This is a genomic window from Bacillus solitudinis (assembly GCF_002797395.1).
In the GTDB taxonomy this organism is placed as follows: Bacteria; Bacillota; Bacilli; order Bacillales; family Bacillaceae_D; genus Halalkalibacter_A; species Halalkalibacter_A solitudinis.
Genome location: NZ_KZ454943.1, coordinates 2,951,966 through 2,966,497, shown reverse-complemented (window position 1 = coordinate 2,966,497; position 14,532 = coordinate 2,951,966). Strand labels below are relative to the sequence as shown.

Sequence of the window (14,532 nt, the reverse complement as noted above, 5' to 3'; positions counted from 1 at the left end):
TTGATTCTTATAACTACATGCTAAAACCACTTCTGCTTTCAGAGGTGGTTTTTTTACTTTTAATAGTTAAAGTCCATGAAAGGAGATTCATATGACAGAAATTTCTTTCGTATTAAGCAATGTTGAAGAGCGTGAGCAAGAATTGATCGCATTACTATCTGATCTTGTCCAATTCAGTACACCAAGCCCTCCCGCAAGAAACACGTCAGATATTCAACAGTATATTGCAGACTATCTTCAAAACATAGGGTGTAGCATCGACAAATGGGATGTTTATCCAAATGATCCTAATGTCGTTGCCTTTCAACAGGGGACCGATTCAACGAATTACAACAGCCTCATTTTAAACGGTCATGTTGATGTCGCATCAATAGAAGAAGGAGAACCTTGGGTGACTCCTCCGTTTAATGCCACGGTGAAAGGGCGAACCATATATGGGCGAGGAGTCGCTGATATGAAGGGTGGCGTAGCTGCTTGCCTTTTTGCCTTAAAACTTCTTCATGAGGCTGGTATCGAGTTAAAGGGAGATGTCTTACTTCAATCTGTAATTGGAGAAGAAGTAGGTGAAGCAGGAACCAAGCAGTGCTGTGAGCGGGGATATAAAGCTGAGTTTGCCATTGTGGCAGATACAAGCCACTGTGCGATACAAGGGCAAGGGGGCGTTATCACAGGTTGGGTGACTGTCAAGAGTCCTCAAACACATCATGACGGCATGAGACGCCAAATGATTCATGCTGGTGGAGGTTTGTTCGGAGCCAGCGCCATTGAAAAAATGGCTACGTTGATTAACGGTTTGCAGGAGTTAGAACGACACTGGGCCATTACAAAATCCTACCCAGGCTTTCCGGCTGGTGCGAACACGATAAATCCCGCTGTTATCGAAGGCGGCCGTCATGCCGCGTTTATCGCCGATGAGTGCGCCTTATGGATCACTGTACACTTTTATCCAAACGAATCCTATGAAAGCGTCACGAAGGAAATTGAGGAGCATTTACTTGCTGTAGCTGCAGCTGACCCTTGGCTAAGGGAAAACCCTCCATTATTTCGTTGGGGAGGTAATTCAATGATTGAAGATCGTGGCGAGGTATTTCCTTCATTAGCCATTGACAAGTCTTGGCCTGGTCTAAAAAAATTATCCTCTGTTCATCACAAGGTTTTCAGTACAAAACCAGAGGTTAGTATGTCCCAAACAGTAACTGATGGTGGTTGGCTCGGCCATGCAAATATTCCAACCGTCATTTATGGGCCTGGTCAACTTAAAGATGCACATGCTGTTAATGAACAATTATCAATTGATGAACTCATCACCTATACAAAAACTCTAATCCAGTTTATTTACGAATGGTGTAATAGCAAAAAGGAGGAGTCGTAAATGACCTTTTCAAAACGATTACATACGAAAGCAAAACCCATTTGGCAGAAAAGTCATCAGCATCCATTTGTTCAGGGGATTGGTCAGGGGACACTTGATATTGAAAAATTTAAATTTTTCATGTGTCAGGATTATGTATACTTAATTGATTTTGCTCGTTTATTTGCACTCGGTAGCCTAAAAGCTCCGGATTTAAAAACAATGTCAACCTTTGCAAAACTCCTTGATGCTACACTAAATGAAGAAATGAGCCTACATCGTGCTTATGCCGAAAGATTAGGTATCAGTACAGAAAATCTTGAAGCAACTAAACCTGCTCCCACAACACTCGCTTACAGTAGCTATATGCTGAACATAGCTCAACGCGGTTCATTAGCTGAGTTAATCGCAGCCGTCTTACCTTGTTCATGGAGTTACTATGAAATTGGCAAAGAGCTAAGTCAAATACCAGGAGCGATGAAGCATGACATTTACGGAGAATGGGTTTCCATGTACCAATCAGAGGAATTTGGTGAGCTAGCGTACTGGCTCATCGATTTACTAAATGAGTTAACTCACGGAAAGAGCGAGGGTGAGTTAGCACGCCTTGAAGAAATTTTTCTAAACACAAGTCGTTTTGAGTACATGTTTTGGGAAATGTCCTATCAACAAGCGATGTGGCCTTTTGATGAATAATGAGGCTGTCTCTTTTCAGAACATCACTTTTGCCTATAATGATGCAAAAACAACGATAGTTAGGGAGCTAGAATTTGGTATCAAGAAGGGCGAGTTCGTCTCTATTTTAGCACCAAGCGGAGCTGGAAAGTCGACTCTTTTCCGCTTGCTAACGAGACTTGAGGAACCAACGGAAGGAAGGATATTACTTCAGGGACAGCCACTTGCAGATCGGAAGAATGCCGTTGGTTATATGCCACAGCAAGATCTTCTATTGGACTGGCGCACCGTAATAGAAAATGCTGCACTCCCTCTTGAACTTCAAGGGATGAAAAAAAAGCTTGCTCACAAGCAGGCAAAAGCTTACTTTGAAGATTTCGGTCTAACCGGTACTGAGCTTTATTATCCTCATATGCTCTCAGGAGGCATGAGACAGCGCGTTTCTTTTCTTAGAGCTATGCTAAGTGGTCGTGAAGTTTTGCTTCTAGATGAACCATTTAGTGCCTTAGATGCGATGACCCGACTTTCAATGCAAGAGTGGCTATTACGTATATGGAAACAATTGGGTTTAACGATTTTGTTTGTGACTCATGATATTGATGAGGCTATTATGCTCTCAGACCGGATTCTACTCTTTAATAACACCCCCTTACAAAGATATGATAATTATTGCTTACAACAACCTCGTCCACGAATGATTTCAGGCGAACTGTTTGAAGTGAAGCTGGAAATATTAGCGAGCTTAAGAGAAAAGGTGAGATGATGAGTAGAAAGCTTTCTGTTTTCGGCCCTGTTCTACTAATCATGACATTTCTCATTGCTTGGGAAATGATTGCCAAAATCATACAAAAACCTTATTTGTTTCCTAGTCCTTATGAAATTGGTGCAAAGATGGTCGAGTTACATGACATTTTATTTTATATCCACCTCCCTGCTACCTTATCTATTATTGTAATTGGTTTACTTGCTTCCACAATACTTGGTGTCCTCTTAGCCATTTCCATGCATAAGAGTCGCCTTTTAGAACAGACCTTCTACCCTGTACTAGTCATGTCGCAGACAATACCAATTATTGCGTTAGCGCCGATTTTTGTTCTCTGGTTTGGCTATTCTATTTGGAGTAAAGTCGTTGTAACTGTATTAATTACATTCTTTCCTATAACCGTAAACACTTTTGATGGGTTAAAATCAACCCCACTTGCATTAAGAGAATTGTTTAAAACAATGAAGGCAAGCCGTTTTGATACGTTTCGAAAGCTTTATGTTCCAACTGCTCTTCCCTCTTTTCTTTCAGGGATGAAGGTGGCAATAACTTTGAGTGTTATAGGAGCGGCAATTGGCGAATGGCTTGGCGCAAATAAAGGTCTTGGCTATTTTAGCAGAAGAATGATGAGTCAATACGATGGTCCAGGAGTATTCGCCCCTATTGTGTGGCTTTCACTAATTGGAGTTATCGGATTTTTACTTATAAAAGCATTAGAAATTTATTTACTACGTTGGAGGAAAACAAAATGAACGCATTAAAGACATTGCTATTATCATTTGGCATCATCATGCTAGCTGCATGTAACACAACCAATGAAACAGAAGAACTGCAACAAGAAACGGAAGCTGGCCCTAGTGAAGTAGAAGCACCAGTCGCAGAGGAAAACCAAGAACTACAAGAAGTTGAAGTTATGCTAGATTGGTACCCAAACGCTGTTCATACCTTTTTATATGTGGCGATTGAAAATGGCTACTTTGAAGAAGAAGGTCTGGATGTAAAGCTCGTATTTCCAGCAAACCCGACAGATCCCATTAATTTAACGGCATCAGGTGCCATTTCTTTTGCACTTAGCTATCAGCCAGATATTCTACTTGCTCAAGAACAAGGTCTACCCGTTACAGGAGTAGCACCCATTGTTCGTTCTCCGCTAAACCATGTCATGTTTCTGACGGAAAACGGCTTTACTAGTCCTGCTGATCTAGAAGGTAAAACAGTTGGATTTCCAGGAATCCCCCTTAACGAGGCAATTTTAAAAACGATGGTTGAAGAAGATGGCGGAGATTTCTCAAAGGTTAATATGATTGATGTAGGCTTTGAGCTTGGTGCAGCAATTACAAGTGGGCGTGCTGATGCAATTATTGGTGCCTACATTAATCATGAGTACCCTGTTTTAAAGCATGAGGGCTTTGATATCTCCTACTTTAACCCTGAAGATTATGGGGTTCCCTCTTATTATGAGCTGGTGTTAATTACAAATGAAGACATGATTAGCAACAATCAAGACCTTGTTGATGCCTTTTGGAGAGCTGCTGAAAAAGGATATGAGGAAACGAAAGAGCATCCAGAACAAAGTCTTGATATTCTCTTGTCCAATCAGGACCAAGCAAATTTCCCTCTAGTCAAAGAAGTTGAAGAAGAAAGCCTTAAGATTTTATTAGAGAAAATGGAATCCCCAGACGAACCATTTGGTTCTCAAGATGAAGCCCACTGGGAACATGTAAAAGCCTGGCTAACCGAATAGTCAAAATACCGCCTTGTCAAGGCGGTATTATTTATTTGCTGTAAATCATTTTGCTAACTCTTTTACAACACATGGACAATGCTCCCCACTAAGTGCTATAACTAGATTCTTTGCGGCAAGTTCTGCCATGTCATGCCTTGTTTTTAACGTAGCTGAACCGATATGTGGTAACGTGACAACCTGCTCCATTTTCAGTAATGGATTATTTAGGTCAATTGGCTCTATCGTAAAAACATCCAATCCCGCTCCGGAGATTCCACCTGTTTGTAATGCTTGAATTAGCGCTTCCTCGTCTACCGTTGCACCTCTTGAAGCATTGATAAAAATAGCTGATTGTTTCATCAAAGTAAATTGTTTCTCTCCAAAGAATTTCTCTGTTCCCTTCGTAAGCGGTGTCATTAGAACAACAAAGTCAGATTGCTGGAGAAGTTGATCCATTTCTGCATAGACTACTCCGAGTCTATTTTCTGCTTCTGTTTTTCTTGTTCGATTATAATAAAGCGCCTTCATATCAAAGCCGTAAATAGCCCGTTTTGCAATCGCTTCACCAATTCTACCCATCCCAATAATTCCAATTGTCGCATGATGTACATCAACTCCGAATAACTCTTCACCAATGTTTTTCAACCAGTTTCCTTCTTTAACGAGACGATCCATCTCCGGTATTCTACGAGCGGAAGCTAACATTAATGAAAGGACTAAATCAGCAACCGTATCGTCCAAAACATTCGGTGTATGGGTTCCGACAATATTACGTTTGTTCATCGCATCGAGATCGAAATTATTATAGCCAACAGATTGATTGCTTACAACTTTCAAGTTTGGGGCTTTGTCTAGAAGATCATTATCAATAGTAAGGCCACTTGTAAGGATACCCTCAACTTCATTTAATGCTTCTACCAAGTTTGTTTCGGAAAGAAGTTGTACCTTTATAATTTCGGTATGTTCGCGTAAATAGTCCTCTACTTTTTGAGGAAGTACTTGTGTGACTAGAACTTTTGGCTTCATGTGTAACCCCTTTCTTATTTAACCTATCAATCATTGACTGCACATAGTAGAAGCCTCCTGAACCATGTCCAGAAGGCCTTTAATTAACCTTTTACAAATACTGTTTTTATTGATGTGAAAAATTCAATGGCTGCTTGACCTTGCTCTCGTGAATGAGAACTAGATTGCTTCATACCACCGAATGGCGCTTGCAATTCAACCCCTGCACTTTCAGCATTGATTCGGACTAGGCCAGCATCCATCTCATTTATAAAGGAAAGCATGCTTGAGATATTTGTTGTGAAGATTGATGCACTTAATCCAAACTTCACATCATTAGCTACCTCAAGTGCCTCTTCCATTGTTTCAACTTTCATTAAAGCTAATACCGGGCCAAAAATTTCTTCTTGAGCAATGGTCATTTCGCTCTTTACGTCTTCAAATACAGTCGGTTGTACATAAAAGCCTTGAGCTAATTCAGGATTCTCATACCGATTTCCTCCACTTAGCAGAGTAGCTCCTTCTTCCTTCCCTTTTTCTATGTAGCTAAGAACTGTGTTAAGCTGTGACTCACTAGCACAAGGTCCCATCCATGTTTCAGCTTGCAACCCATCCCCTACCTGTAATTGGTTTACCTTCTCAATTAATCTTTCTTTAAATGCCTCATAAATATCTTGTTGAACAATTACACGACTTGTCGCTGTGCACTTTTGTCCAGTTGATTTTAGACCTCCACTAATCGTTGCATCAACAGCCAAATCAAGATCCGCATCGTTTGCCACAATAACAGGGTTTTTTCCACCCATTTCAAGCTGATACTTAGCCCCTCGAGCAAGTGCACCTTGGCCTACCCGTTTTCCGACTGTATCTGACCCAGTAAATGTAATACCATCAATAGTAGGGTGATCGATGATTCCTTGACCAATGACAGAACCAGGGCCTGTCACCATATTGATAACTCCAGATGGAAACCCAGCTTCGGCAAAACACTCCATTACTTTCGATGCTGTGACTGCGGTTTCTTGGGCTGGCTTAAGAACGACTGTATTTCCATAAATTAAGGCGGGGGCTATTTTCCAAATTGGTATAGCGACAGGGAAGTTCCAAGGGGTAATGACACCCACAACACCTAATGGTGAACGCGTTGTAAACATAAGGGCTTCACTATCTGTTGAGGGAATATTTTCACCAATTTTGCGTAATCCTTCTCCAGCATAATAACGTAAAATCGCGACGCCACGTGCTGTTTCACCCTTTGCTTCCGGTAAGGTTTTTCCCATTTCTCTAGTCATTGTTTCAGCTACGATGTTTATATTTTTCTCTAGAATATTTGCCACCTTGTATAAATACTCACCTCTAGCTGCACCTGAGAGCTTTCTCCATGCCTTTTTCGCACGGTTAGCAGCTTCTACTGCTTTATCCAAATCTTGAATTGTCGATTTTTGTACATAGCCGACCACTTCATTTCTATTTGCTGGATTGATACTTGCATCTACAGCCTCCTGCTCACTGGGATGCCACTCTCCGTTAATGAAATTTAGACATGTTACCGCTGTTTGTACGCTCATTTTTCTCGTCATCCTTTCTTTACTAACTTATGTTGAGTCTTTACTTCGTTTCGTAATATACCAACACTAGGAATCTCAATTTCAACTAAATCGTCCTCTGCAAGGGTAAACTCATTCGGTGGAACAATACACGTTCCCGTTAAGAGAATCGTCCCTTCAAAAACATCATTGTCTTGGATGAGATACGATACAAGTTCTTCGTAGGTTCTTTTTAATTGATTGGTGTTAGCTGTCCCTTCAAATACAATTTTTCCGCCACGATAGATGCGACAACTTATATCGAAGTCGTATGGATTATCAACTGTTTCTGCTAAGCGAATGGCAGGTCCGATCGAACAAGAATGTTTCCATATTTTAGCTTGCGGCAAATATAAAGGATTTTCGCCCTCAATGTCACGACAACTCATATCATTTCCAGCAACATAACCCAGGATCCTTCCATCCCGACTCAACACTAGTCCTAGTTCAGGCTCAGGGATTTGCCAAGTCGAATCAGAACGTAAATATACTTCTTCGCCAGGTCCTACCGTTCGTGAACTCGTCGATTTCAAGAATATCTCAGGGCGTTTTGCTTCGTAAACCTTGTCATAAAAAGTGGCGGCATCTAACTTTCCACCTGTTGCTTCGTAATTTCTCGCTTCTTTGCTTTTTTTGTACGTTACCCCAGATGCCCACACCTCAGGCGCTTCAATGGGAACCAACACGTTTAAATCTTCAAGTACACAATCAAGCGGTACACTATTAGAGATTACGTCTTTGATAACGCTTAATAGAGTCTCTTCTCTCTTATCTGCCAATTGAACAATATCTAGAAATGATGCAAAGGGGAGTTCATAAAGATAATTGTCATCCGTAAGGGCAGCAAGCTTAACATCTTTATTTTCTTTAAAACGTATGATCCTTATTTTAATCACCTCTTCCAATTGTTTTATATCATAGAACATTGTTTTCACATCAAATGAGAGTTAACTGACTTTCCAATCTCCTCCTGATGAATTTAAAAGCCAAATCCAAGCTTTTTTGAAATTTCCTGAGTCGTAGCCGTTAAGAGCTCAACACTGTGTTTCACAGTTTCTTTCGTTACAGTTGTTGATGTCCCCGATATGCTAATCGCAGCAATCGCTTGACCACTATAATCTCGAATTGGCATCGCCACACAGTAAACCCCAGGTTCATTTTCCTGGTTATCGATGGCGTAACCTATTTCTCGAATTCTTTCAATCTCTTGCAGAAAGAGTTCGTGACTTGTAATCGTTTGTGGTGTTTGCGGAGTAAACTCATATCCGTCAAGTATCCGCTCAATTTCTTCTGTTTTTAAAAATGCAACAAGAGCTTTTCCAACCCCACTTGAATGAATAGGTACACGCTTACCAATCTTCGAATAGACAATTGTTGCAGAGGAACTTTCTACCTTTTCAATATAGACACCCTCTATTCCATCAAGAATGACTAAATGAACGGTTTTTCCTGTTTCCCTTGATAAATTGATTAAATGCTCTTTAGAAATTGAACGTAAATCTCGACTTTGGATAACATATTGACCACGCTCAAATAATTTTAATCCTAAATGATATTTTCCATTTTCGGGATTTTGTTCAATATAATGATGTTTTTGTAAAGTCTTCAATAAAGAATGTACCGTGCTTTTATGCAAGCCCATTTGTTCACTAATGTCGGTAATCTTTATTTCTGTATGATATTCATCGAATAAATCGAGAATTCGTAGAGCTCTTTCTACTGATTGAATGATTGGCACATTGCTCATCCTTTTCTTCTAGTTTGTTAACTTTATCATATCACAGACGATCAGATGAGCACTTCTATCAAGAGTTCGTACCAACTGCTTCAACAGGTATTCCGAGTCCCTCTGCTCCCTTATGTGAAGTTTTAAGATGAGGTGCATAACGTTTTAACATATCAAGCCCAATTTTCGCTCTTCGAACCCTTTCTTTACATAAAGCAATCGATGTTGCTTCTAAATGAGTGCCAGATGGATAGATATTCGGCGAATTTCTCAATCCAAATTTAATATATACCGGTGCCGCCACTCGGATAATTTCAGGTATCTCATAGTGACGAATAAACCCACCAATATCATCTGGCGCCTCAACATAAATATCAATGGGGATATCAATGGCTTGCCGAATAGCTGCTAATTTGGCTAATGTTAAATCTGTTGGTACGTTATAGGTATCAGCACCAGCTTCTTGAACCATCCGGATGGAGACAGGATTAGATTGAGCCATTTGCACAGAGATTTTCACTACTAAATCGGGTGGTAATTCCCCTGCTTTCTTGCACTCATTTACAAGCCATAGTAAGCCTTCATCGGCAACTAAAATGCTGCGAATTCCAAAATGACATGCTCTCTTTACATCCTCAATTGCATAAACAAGTTGGTCCATCCCTTGCGAGCGTAGCCCTGCAATCTTCCCAGCACTAGCTAACTGCATCGGTGTAATATCGAAGCTGCCACGCGGTCCTACAAAGAGACTTATCTCTAGCTTCTCTCGTCTAGCAATCTCAGACATCTGTTTGAGCTCCTCATCAGTAAGGAGCATAATTCCACTTCCTTGTGAGACCCGATGGATCTCCACATTATATTGCTCACATGACTCAATCACTGCTTCAAATGAAGCCGGTCCTTCTACACTTGGGATTTCAACTCGGTACTGTGCTCCATCAGGAAATGTTTTAGATGATGTGGGTAAGTGATGACAATCACTTGATGGAAAACCTAAATTTTCAATAAATTGTCGTGTTTGCTCCATATTGACTTCCTCCTTTATTTCACTACTGTATTGAAATTTATTAATCCATCTTTCTTATAATCTAATTCAGCTTCCTCAAATACAGCCATTGGCACTACACCAGATGCTGCATCGGTATGCCCAACCATACGATTACTAGCCGCAATAAATTTTTGACGTTTTTTAATTGAAGAAAGTCGTTCCTCTGCTAGCTTCTCACGAGACGACTTAATGTCGTTAAAATTGAATGTTAATTGACCTGCTTGGAATGAGGCTTCATCAACATAATTGAGGATGCGTTCACGTAATCCAAGATAAAGCAAATCACCTGTTTTTAAATAGAGAATACCCCCACCCTCCATAGCTTCAGGGGTCATATGTCCAATTGCAGCACCATATGTGACGCCTGAGTAGCGACCGTCACTAATCAATGTTGCAACTCGCTTTAACTGACGATTGGCGTTGATATGTTGCATCGGCGTAAACATTTCGGGCATTCCAAAAGCAACAGGTCCCTGTCCTGAGACGATAATTGCAATTTTCAAGATGCTTTCTTCGACCATTTTATCGAAAAGTAATTCATAATCATCGTTTTTCCAGGTCTCGTAGAAATCAGGTCCATTTTCTCTCAACAGAGATAGCATATTCTGATGCGCGAAGCTTTGGTTTTTCTTAAGTCTTTTTAATAAATCAGCATCCAAAAGATTTCGGTTCGCTTCTTCTTCATTTTCAAAATAAAGAACAAAAGCTACTTTTTTATCAAATTGGTTCAGCTGAGGTGTAGGCATTCCACTAATTTTAACGACAGCACTTTCAAAGAAATTTCCTGTTAGTACATCAACGCCACTAAAGGATCGTCGTGGCTTTTTTAAAATAATTGGATTTTCTTTAACATGATCTGCCGAAAGATTATCGGTCTTGGCTAATCGTTCCCGCCATGTCTTAGCCGCAACGGTTGGGGCATCTACGTCCATCGGCACTCCATTTTCAAGTAGTTCATGAAATAAAGTCTCCATTCCTCTACTCTCACTGTCACAACATTGCATTGCTAAGGAAAAGATATCGCGCCCTTCCGTCAGGCTATAGTTGAATAAATCAGGAATGGGGTGAGAGTGATGAATCTCATCTAAATCCCATAGACTAAATTTATAACCCCCATATAACATGCCTGCAACAATATGCATCATTAGATTGGTCGAACCACCTGATGCACTATGTATTCGAATGGCATTGCGAATGTTTGTGGCCATAATATTGGCGGCACCGAATACTGGATTATTAATCATCCCTGCTAAACTATCAAGTGCTTCGTTAACTTGTGATTGGTTAGGAGATTGGGTTAAAAGCTCTACAGCAGGATGAACCAAACCCATTCCTGCCACCAAATGTCTTGAACTGTTCCCCGTTCCATTAAACGCACATACACCTCCACTTCCATCACATGTGGCAACAGCAAGTCGCTTTTCATAATCTTTATGAACAGCCTTTGTAATGATGCCTCTTTCAGTTGCCCGTTCTAAAACCCCTTGGAAGGCGGTATTTGAAGAGCATTGAAGAATATAATCCATTGCATCTCTTAGGTCATCTGCAATATCATTTGCTCCTTGGCCTTCCGCTACTTTTGCTACTTCCTCAAGTTCCTTAAATAATTCGGTAGGGATGGTCCCACCTTGAAGAACATGTGCAGGTGCAAATGTAGCAAAAAAGGGTGCTTCACCTCGATACTGCCTAATTCTATCTAGATGTGCCATTGCACTTACAACACCTAACGGCTGCTTATCGCATCCTTGTATGACAAAGGCACCATGATAGCTATGAGCTTCCATTTGATTAACAACCATCTCAGCCACTGCATTTCGACTTTGCAGGGAATAGCTCATGCCTTGATTACTTTGTGCAGTCCCATCACACATAACAGGGGTGGAAAAGTTAAAAGGAACTCCACCATTTTGCCAAATACGAATCGCCGCATGTGAGGTTGTTTTAAAATCCATAATATGAGCTGGGTGGTCCGAAGACCCTCCGATTATTGCAATACGAGGTGCATTTTCTTCCAAACGGTTGTAAATTTCCTCGAGCGTCCAATCAGGAGATGACCCTTCGTACTCAGGTCCTAAAATTTGTTTTGAACGGTCTAGTAATCCCGCGACTGTAATCGGCTCGTTCGCCTTTCCTTGAACATTGTCTCGATACGGATTAATCGAATTATTAATCTTAGGATACAAAGTTTTCATCGAAACGCCCCTCATTTGTTTTATATTATAAAACAATGTTCTTATAATGATACAAATATAGTTTTATAATATAAAACTTAGTTTTGTTATTTACTTCTATTTTAAGAATATAAGATTGTTATCTTTTCGTCAACCCCGAATATTTAGAATATTTGGTCTGCAGCAATTAACCTTTTTCCGCATACACCTAGTCCCTCAAGCCATATACCTAGCATAAAATGTAGAAACTCTTTAGAAAGGTGGTATCACTATGTACTATTACGAACCTTGGTATGGCCGTTATTGTTGTCCCCCTCCAGCCCAAAGATACAGAAGTGGAGTCGGTTTTGCTTTCGTAGTCGTCGTTGTCATCTTATTAATTATTCTTGGAGTAAGTTGGTATAGATATAAATAAAAAACAGATGCCTTTGTTTAATCAAGGGCATCTGTAAAAGAAGATAAATCTGACATAATTAGGAACGAATGAATGTTGGTAAGTTCCGAATACTACTACTAAGAGAAGTAGAGATTTTTAATCGGCGTAGGATATAAGACCTACATAAGGAGGTAAAAATGATTTTTAATAAAAAAAATTACCCATTTATTATATTAGTCCTCATTCATTTAGCGATGCTTGGTTTTATATTTCTAAAAAAAGATAACAGAAAATCATATTTGCTTTTACTACTCAGCAACACTGCCCTAGCCTATCTATTTGAATACATTGTACTGAATCTTTTTAATATGTACACTTATTACCCAAAATTTCTAAAACACCAATACATCAATAACGTATTTGGCGCCATTTTATCTCAAGCCATCATTATTCCAATAACAGCAACCTTTATTACGGCGATAAAAATAAAGTGGAAAGGTAAAATGGCCTTCTCTTTCTACTTTTTTATAATTGAAAAAATTTTCATAAAGAAACATATCTTCAAACTTCAAACATGGAAATCTCACTATACTTTTTTATTGACCTTACTATATTTCTACATTAGTGACGGTTGGTTTAAGGGCAGACATTCTTTCATACTGCAAAGAATTACGAAATTTTTTGTCTACTTAGTTATCCATGCAAACAGCCTATATGGCTTTGCTATAAAAGATTTATATAGATTTCGTCTAAAAACCGGTACATGGAGAGAGCATTTTATCATCAGTCCGATTTATTCTATAATTGTTTCTCTTTTATTTACTATAAACCATTACAAATTAAACAAACGCTTAACAGGATTCTTAATAGCTTTAACTTACGTCCTTGACCAAACCCTAGCCCGATTCGGTATTTTACATTTCAGAAAATATGTATTCCTTCCTTTACATATCACTATACTATTATTTCCATATATTGTTCTGGAAGAAGAAAAATCTTAGAAATGGGTTACTTTATTTCCGTAAGAAAACAAAAAAACCGCACTCTAAAAGTGCGGTCTGGGTTCATGGTAGTCAATCTAAGATGCTACCCACTTAACTTTTTACCCCAATTACTCATTTTAAAACTTTTTTCAAAAAAGCAATCCGATGATTTTATTTGCGAATTAAAGAGAGCATCGTAATTTTAATGTTTTCTTTTAATTCCTTCTACATGAAACCATGTGTTATCGTTTCCCTTGACTTTGTTTATAAAACTCATGAAAAAGCTTCATTAGCGCTCTCTTTTCAATCCGTGACACATAACTCCTTGAAATCCCAAGTTCCTTAGCAATTTCACGTTGCGTTCGCTCTTCTAAATTTTCAAGACCAAATCGTCCAACGACAACTTCCTTCTCACGTTCATCAAGGACATGAATATATTCGTAAATTTGCTTCTTTTCCATTTTCATTTGAATGACATCAACAATATCTTCTGAGTCTTCTTGGAGAACATCAATGAGTGAAATTTCATTTCCTTCTATATGTTATCTGTCTTGAAAAACCGAATATAATTTTTGTTAATTCATTTTGAACCAAAGTTCAGTTTCAGAACCTCTTTCCCAAACTAGCAAAGGTTCATCATTTTCGTTGACCATAAATGAAGCCCATCCTTCGTACTCTCCATCAATATATAAATCTGTACTCAGAACAGGTTCAGGAACTACGACAAATGAAAATTCACTATATACAGTCCCTGTTTTTGAAACTGCATCAATGAGTACGCCTCTCACCTGTAGTGGTTCTACTTGTAGATCTAAAGCCTTTACTCTGAATTTAGCTAAGACGTATTTTTTCCCCTCAGAAGCTTCGTCATTGAACATGTTTGCATTTTTAATCATGTCCCAAGCTAAAGATCCGTCAGTAATAGTTTCAACCAATTCAATTTCATATTTTTGGTAACCATAAAGCCAGTCAGTGGTTTCTACGACAAATGTTTCCCCTTTACTAGCAGGGTTGCTGCGAGAATTTGGTTTAAATGAACTATCTAGGGTTCTTGCAAAGAATACAGCAAATTGCGCACGTGTAACAGAATTATTAGGTTTGAATGTCCCGTCATCATACCCG

Annotated in this window: 14 protein-coding genes and 1 pseudogene; 7 read left to right on the top strand and 8 right to left on the bottom strand. The window is 39.4% G+C overall.

The window, feature by feature from the left end:
* The first annotated feature begins 91 nt into the window (after positions 1 to 91).
* From CEF19_RS14520 to CEF19_RS14500, 5 genes are read left to right on the top strand one after another with little or no spacing between them, the layout of a single operon-like run.
* The gene (locus CEF19_RS14520; protein WP_100406707.1) at positions 92 to 1,372 is read left to right on the top strand and encodes an acetylornithine deacetylase; all 1,281 of its coding nucleotides are present in this window, start codon (positions 92 to 94) and stop codon (positions 1,370 to 1,372) included.
* Positions 1,373 to 2,047, top strand: a complete 675-nt coding sequence (gene tenA / locus CEF19_RS14515; RefSeq protein WP_100406706.1) for a thiaminase II — start codon at positions 1,373 to 1,375, stop codon at positions 2,045 to 2,047.
* On the top strand, positions 2,040 to 2,789 hold the full coding sequence (locus CEF19_RS14510; protein WP_100406705.1) for an ABC transporter ATP-binding protein: 750 nt from the start codon (positions 2,040 to 2,042) through the stop codon (positions 2,787 to 2,789). Before tenA ends, CEF19_RS14510 begins: the two co-directional genes overlap by 8 nt.
* On the top strand, positions 2,789 to 3,541 hold the full coding sequence (locus tag CEF19_RS14505; protein ID WP_100408323.1) for an ABC transporter permease: 753 nt from the start codon (positions 2,789 to 2,791) through the stop codon (positions 3,539 to 3,541). The genes CEF19_RS14510 and CEF19_RS14505 overlap by 1 nt, the downstream gene beginning before the upstream one ends.
* A complete protein-coding gene (locus tag CEF19_RS14500; protein ID WP_227521996.1) occupies positions 3,538 to 4,533 on the top strand; it encodes an ABC transporter substrate-binding protein in 996 nt (331 codons plus the stop codon). The genes CEF19_RS14505 and CEF19_RS14500 overlap by 4 nt, the downstream gene beginning before the upstream one ends.
* A gap of 45 nt (positions 4,534 to 4,578) precedes the next feature.
* On the opposite strand, the gene CEF19_RS14495 is transcribed toward CEF19_RS14500, so the two are convergent.
* The 6 genes from CEF19_RS14495 to CEF19_RS14470 form a co-directional block, all read right to left on the bottom strand.
* Positions 4,579 to 5,541, bottom strand: coding sequence for a 2-hydroxyacid dehydrogenase (locus tag CEF19_RS14495; protein ID WP_100406704.1), 963 nt, complete (start codon positions 5,539 to 5,541; stop codon positions 4,579 to 4,581).
* Between the two features lie 83 nt (positions 5,542 to 5,624).
* Positions 5,625 to 7,088 (bottom strand): alpha-ketoglutaric semialdehyde dehydrogenase GucD, encoded by a 1,464-nt coding sequence (gene gucD, locus CEF19_RS14490; RefSeq protein ID WP_100406703.1) that lies wholly within the window; start codon positions 7,086 to 7,088, stop codon positions 5,625 to 5,627.
* Between the two features lie 8 nt (positions 7,089 to 7,096).
* On the bottom strand, positions 7,097 to 7,993 hold the full coding sequence (locus CEF19_RS14485; protein WP_100408321.1) for a fumarylacetoacetate hydrolase family protein: 897 nt from the start codon (positions 7,991 to 7,993) through the stop codon (positions 7,097 to 7,099).
* 92 nt (positions 7,994 to 8,085) lie between these two features.
* On the bottom strand, positions 8,086 to 8,844 hold the full coding sequence (locus CEF19_RS14480; RefSeq protein ID WP_100406702.1) for an IclR family transcriptional regulator: 759 nt from the start codon (positions 8,842 to 8,844) through the stop codon (positions 8,086 to 8,088).
* A gap of 67 nt (positions 8,845 to 8,911) precedes the next feature.
* The gene (locus tag CEF19_RS14475) at positions 8,912 to 9,859 is read right to left on the bottom strand and encodes a U32 family peptidase (protein WP_100406701.1); all 948 of its coding nucleotides are present in this window, start codon (positions 9,857 to 9,859) and stop codon (positions 8,912 to 8,914) included.
* 14 nt (positions 9,860 to 9,873) lie between these two features.
* Positions 9,874 to 12,072, bottom strand: coding sequence for a dihydroxy-acid dehydratase domain-containing protein (locus CEF19_RS14470; protein ID WP_100406700.1), 2,199 nt, complete (start codon positions 12,070 to 12,072; stop codon positions 9,874 to 9,876).
* A 250-nt stretch (positions 12,073 to 12,322) separates the two neighbouring features.
* Here CEF19_RS14470 and yjcZ point away from each other — a divergent pair, with 250 nt between their 5' ends.
* Both yjcZ and CEF19_RS14460 read left to right on the top strand, forming a co-directional pair.
* Entirely contained in the window at positions 12,323 to 12,466 is a 144-nt protein-coding gene (yjcZ, locus tag CEF19_RS14465; protein ID WP_100406699.1) for a sporulation protein YjcZ, read from the top strand.
* Between the two features lie 158 nt (positions 12,467 to 12,624).
* Entirely contained in the window at positions 12,625 to 13,428 is an 804-nt protein-coding gene (locus CEF19_RS14460) for a hypothetical protein (protein ID WP_100406698.1), read from the top strand.
* Positions 13,429 to 13,652: 224 nt separating this feature from the next.
* Here the strand turns inward: CEF19_RS14460 and CEF19_RS14455 are convergent.
* Together CEF19_RS14455 and CEF19_RS14450 are read right to left on the bottom strand one after the other, a co-directional pair.
* A pseudogene (locus CEF19_RS14455) lies at positions 13,653 to 13,946 on the bottom strand (sigma-70 family RNA polymerase sigma factor); the annotation flags it as partial.
* Positions 13,947 to 13,985: 39 nt separating this feature from the next.
* Positions 13,986 to 14,532 (bottom strand): S-layer homology domain-containing protein (locus tag CEF19_RS14450; protein ID WP_198510294.1); only part of this gene is annotated, 547 nt, incomplete at its 5' end.

Excerpts from the sequence above, each read along its gene's own strand:
- CEF19_RS14470 (WP_100406700.1), bottom strand. The coding sequence starts at position 12,072 with ATGAAAACTTTGTATCCTAAGATTAATAATTCGATTAATCCGTATCGA.
- gucD (WP_100406703.1), bottom strand. The coding sequence starts at position 7,088 with ATGAGCGTACAAACAGCGGTAACATGTCTAAATTTCATTAACGGAGAG.
- CEF19_RS14500 (WP_227521996.1), top strand. The coding sequence starts at position 3,538 with ATGAACGCATTAAAGACATTGCTATTATCATTTGGCATCATCATGCTA.
- tenA (WP_100406706.1), top strand. The coding sequence starts at position 1,373 with ATGACCTTTTCAAAACGATTACATACGAAAGCAAAACCCATTTGGCAG.
- CEF19_RS14505 (WP_100408323.1), top strand. The coding sequence starts at position 2,789 with ATGAGTAGAAAGCTTTCTGTTTTCGGCCCTGTTCTACTAATCATGACA.
- CEF19_RS14475 (WP_100406701.1), bottom strand. The coding sequence starts at position 9,859 with ATGGAGCAAACACGACAATTTATTGAAAATTTAGGTTTTCCATCAAGT.
- CEF19_RS14520 (WP_100406707.1), top strand. The coding sequence starts at position 92 with ATGACAGAAATTTCTTTCGTATTAAGCAATGTTGAAGAGCGTGAGCAA.
- yjcZ (WP_100406699.1), top strand. The coding sequence starts at position 12,323 with ATGTACTATTACGAACCTTGGTATGGCCGTTATTGTTGTCCCCCTCCA.
- CEF19_RS14495 (WP_100406704.1), bottom strand. The coding sequence starts at position 5,541 with ATGAAGCCAAAAGTTCTAGTCACACAAGTACTTCCTCAAAAAGTAGAG.
- CEF19_RS14460 (WP_100406698.1), top strand. The coding sequence starts at position 12,625 with ATGATTTTTAATAAAAAAAATTACCCATTTATTATATTAGTCCTCATT.
- CEF19_RS14510 (WP_100406705.1), top strand. The coding sequence starts at position 2,040 with ATGAATAATGAGGCTGTCTCTTTTCAGAACATCACTTTTGCCTATAAT.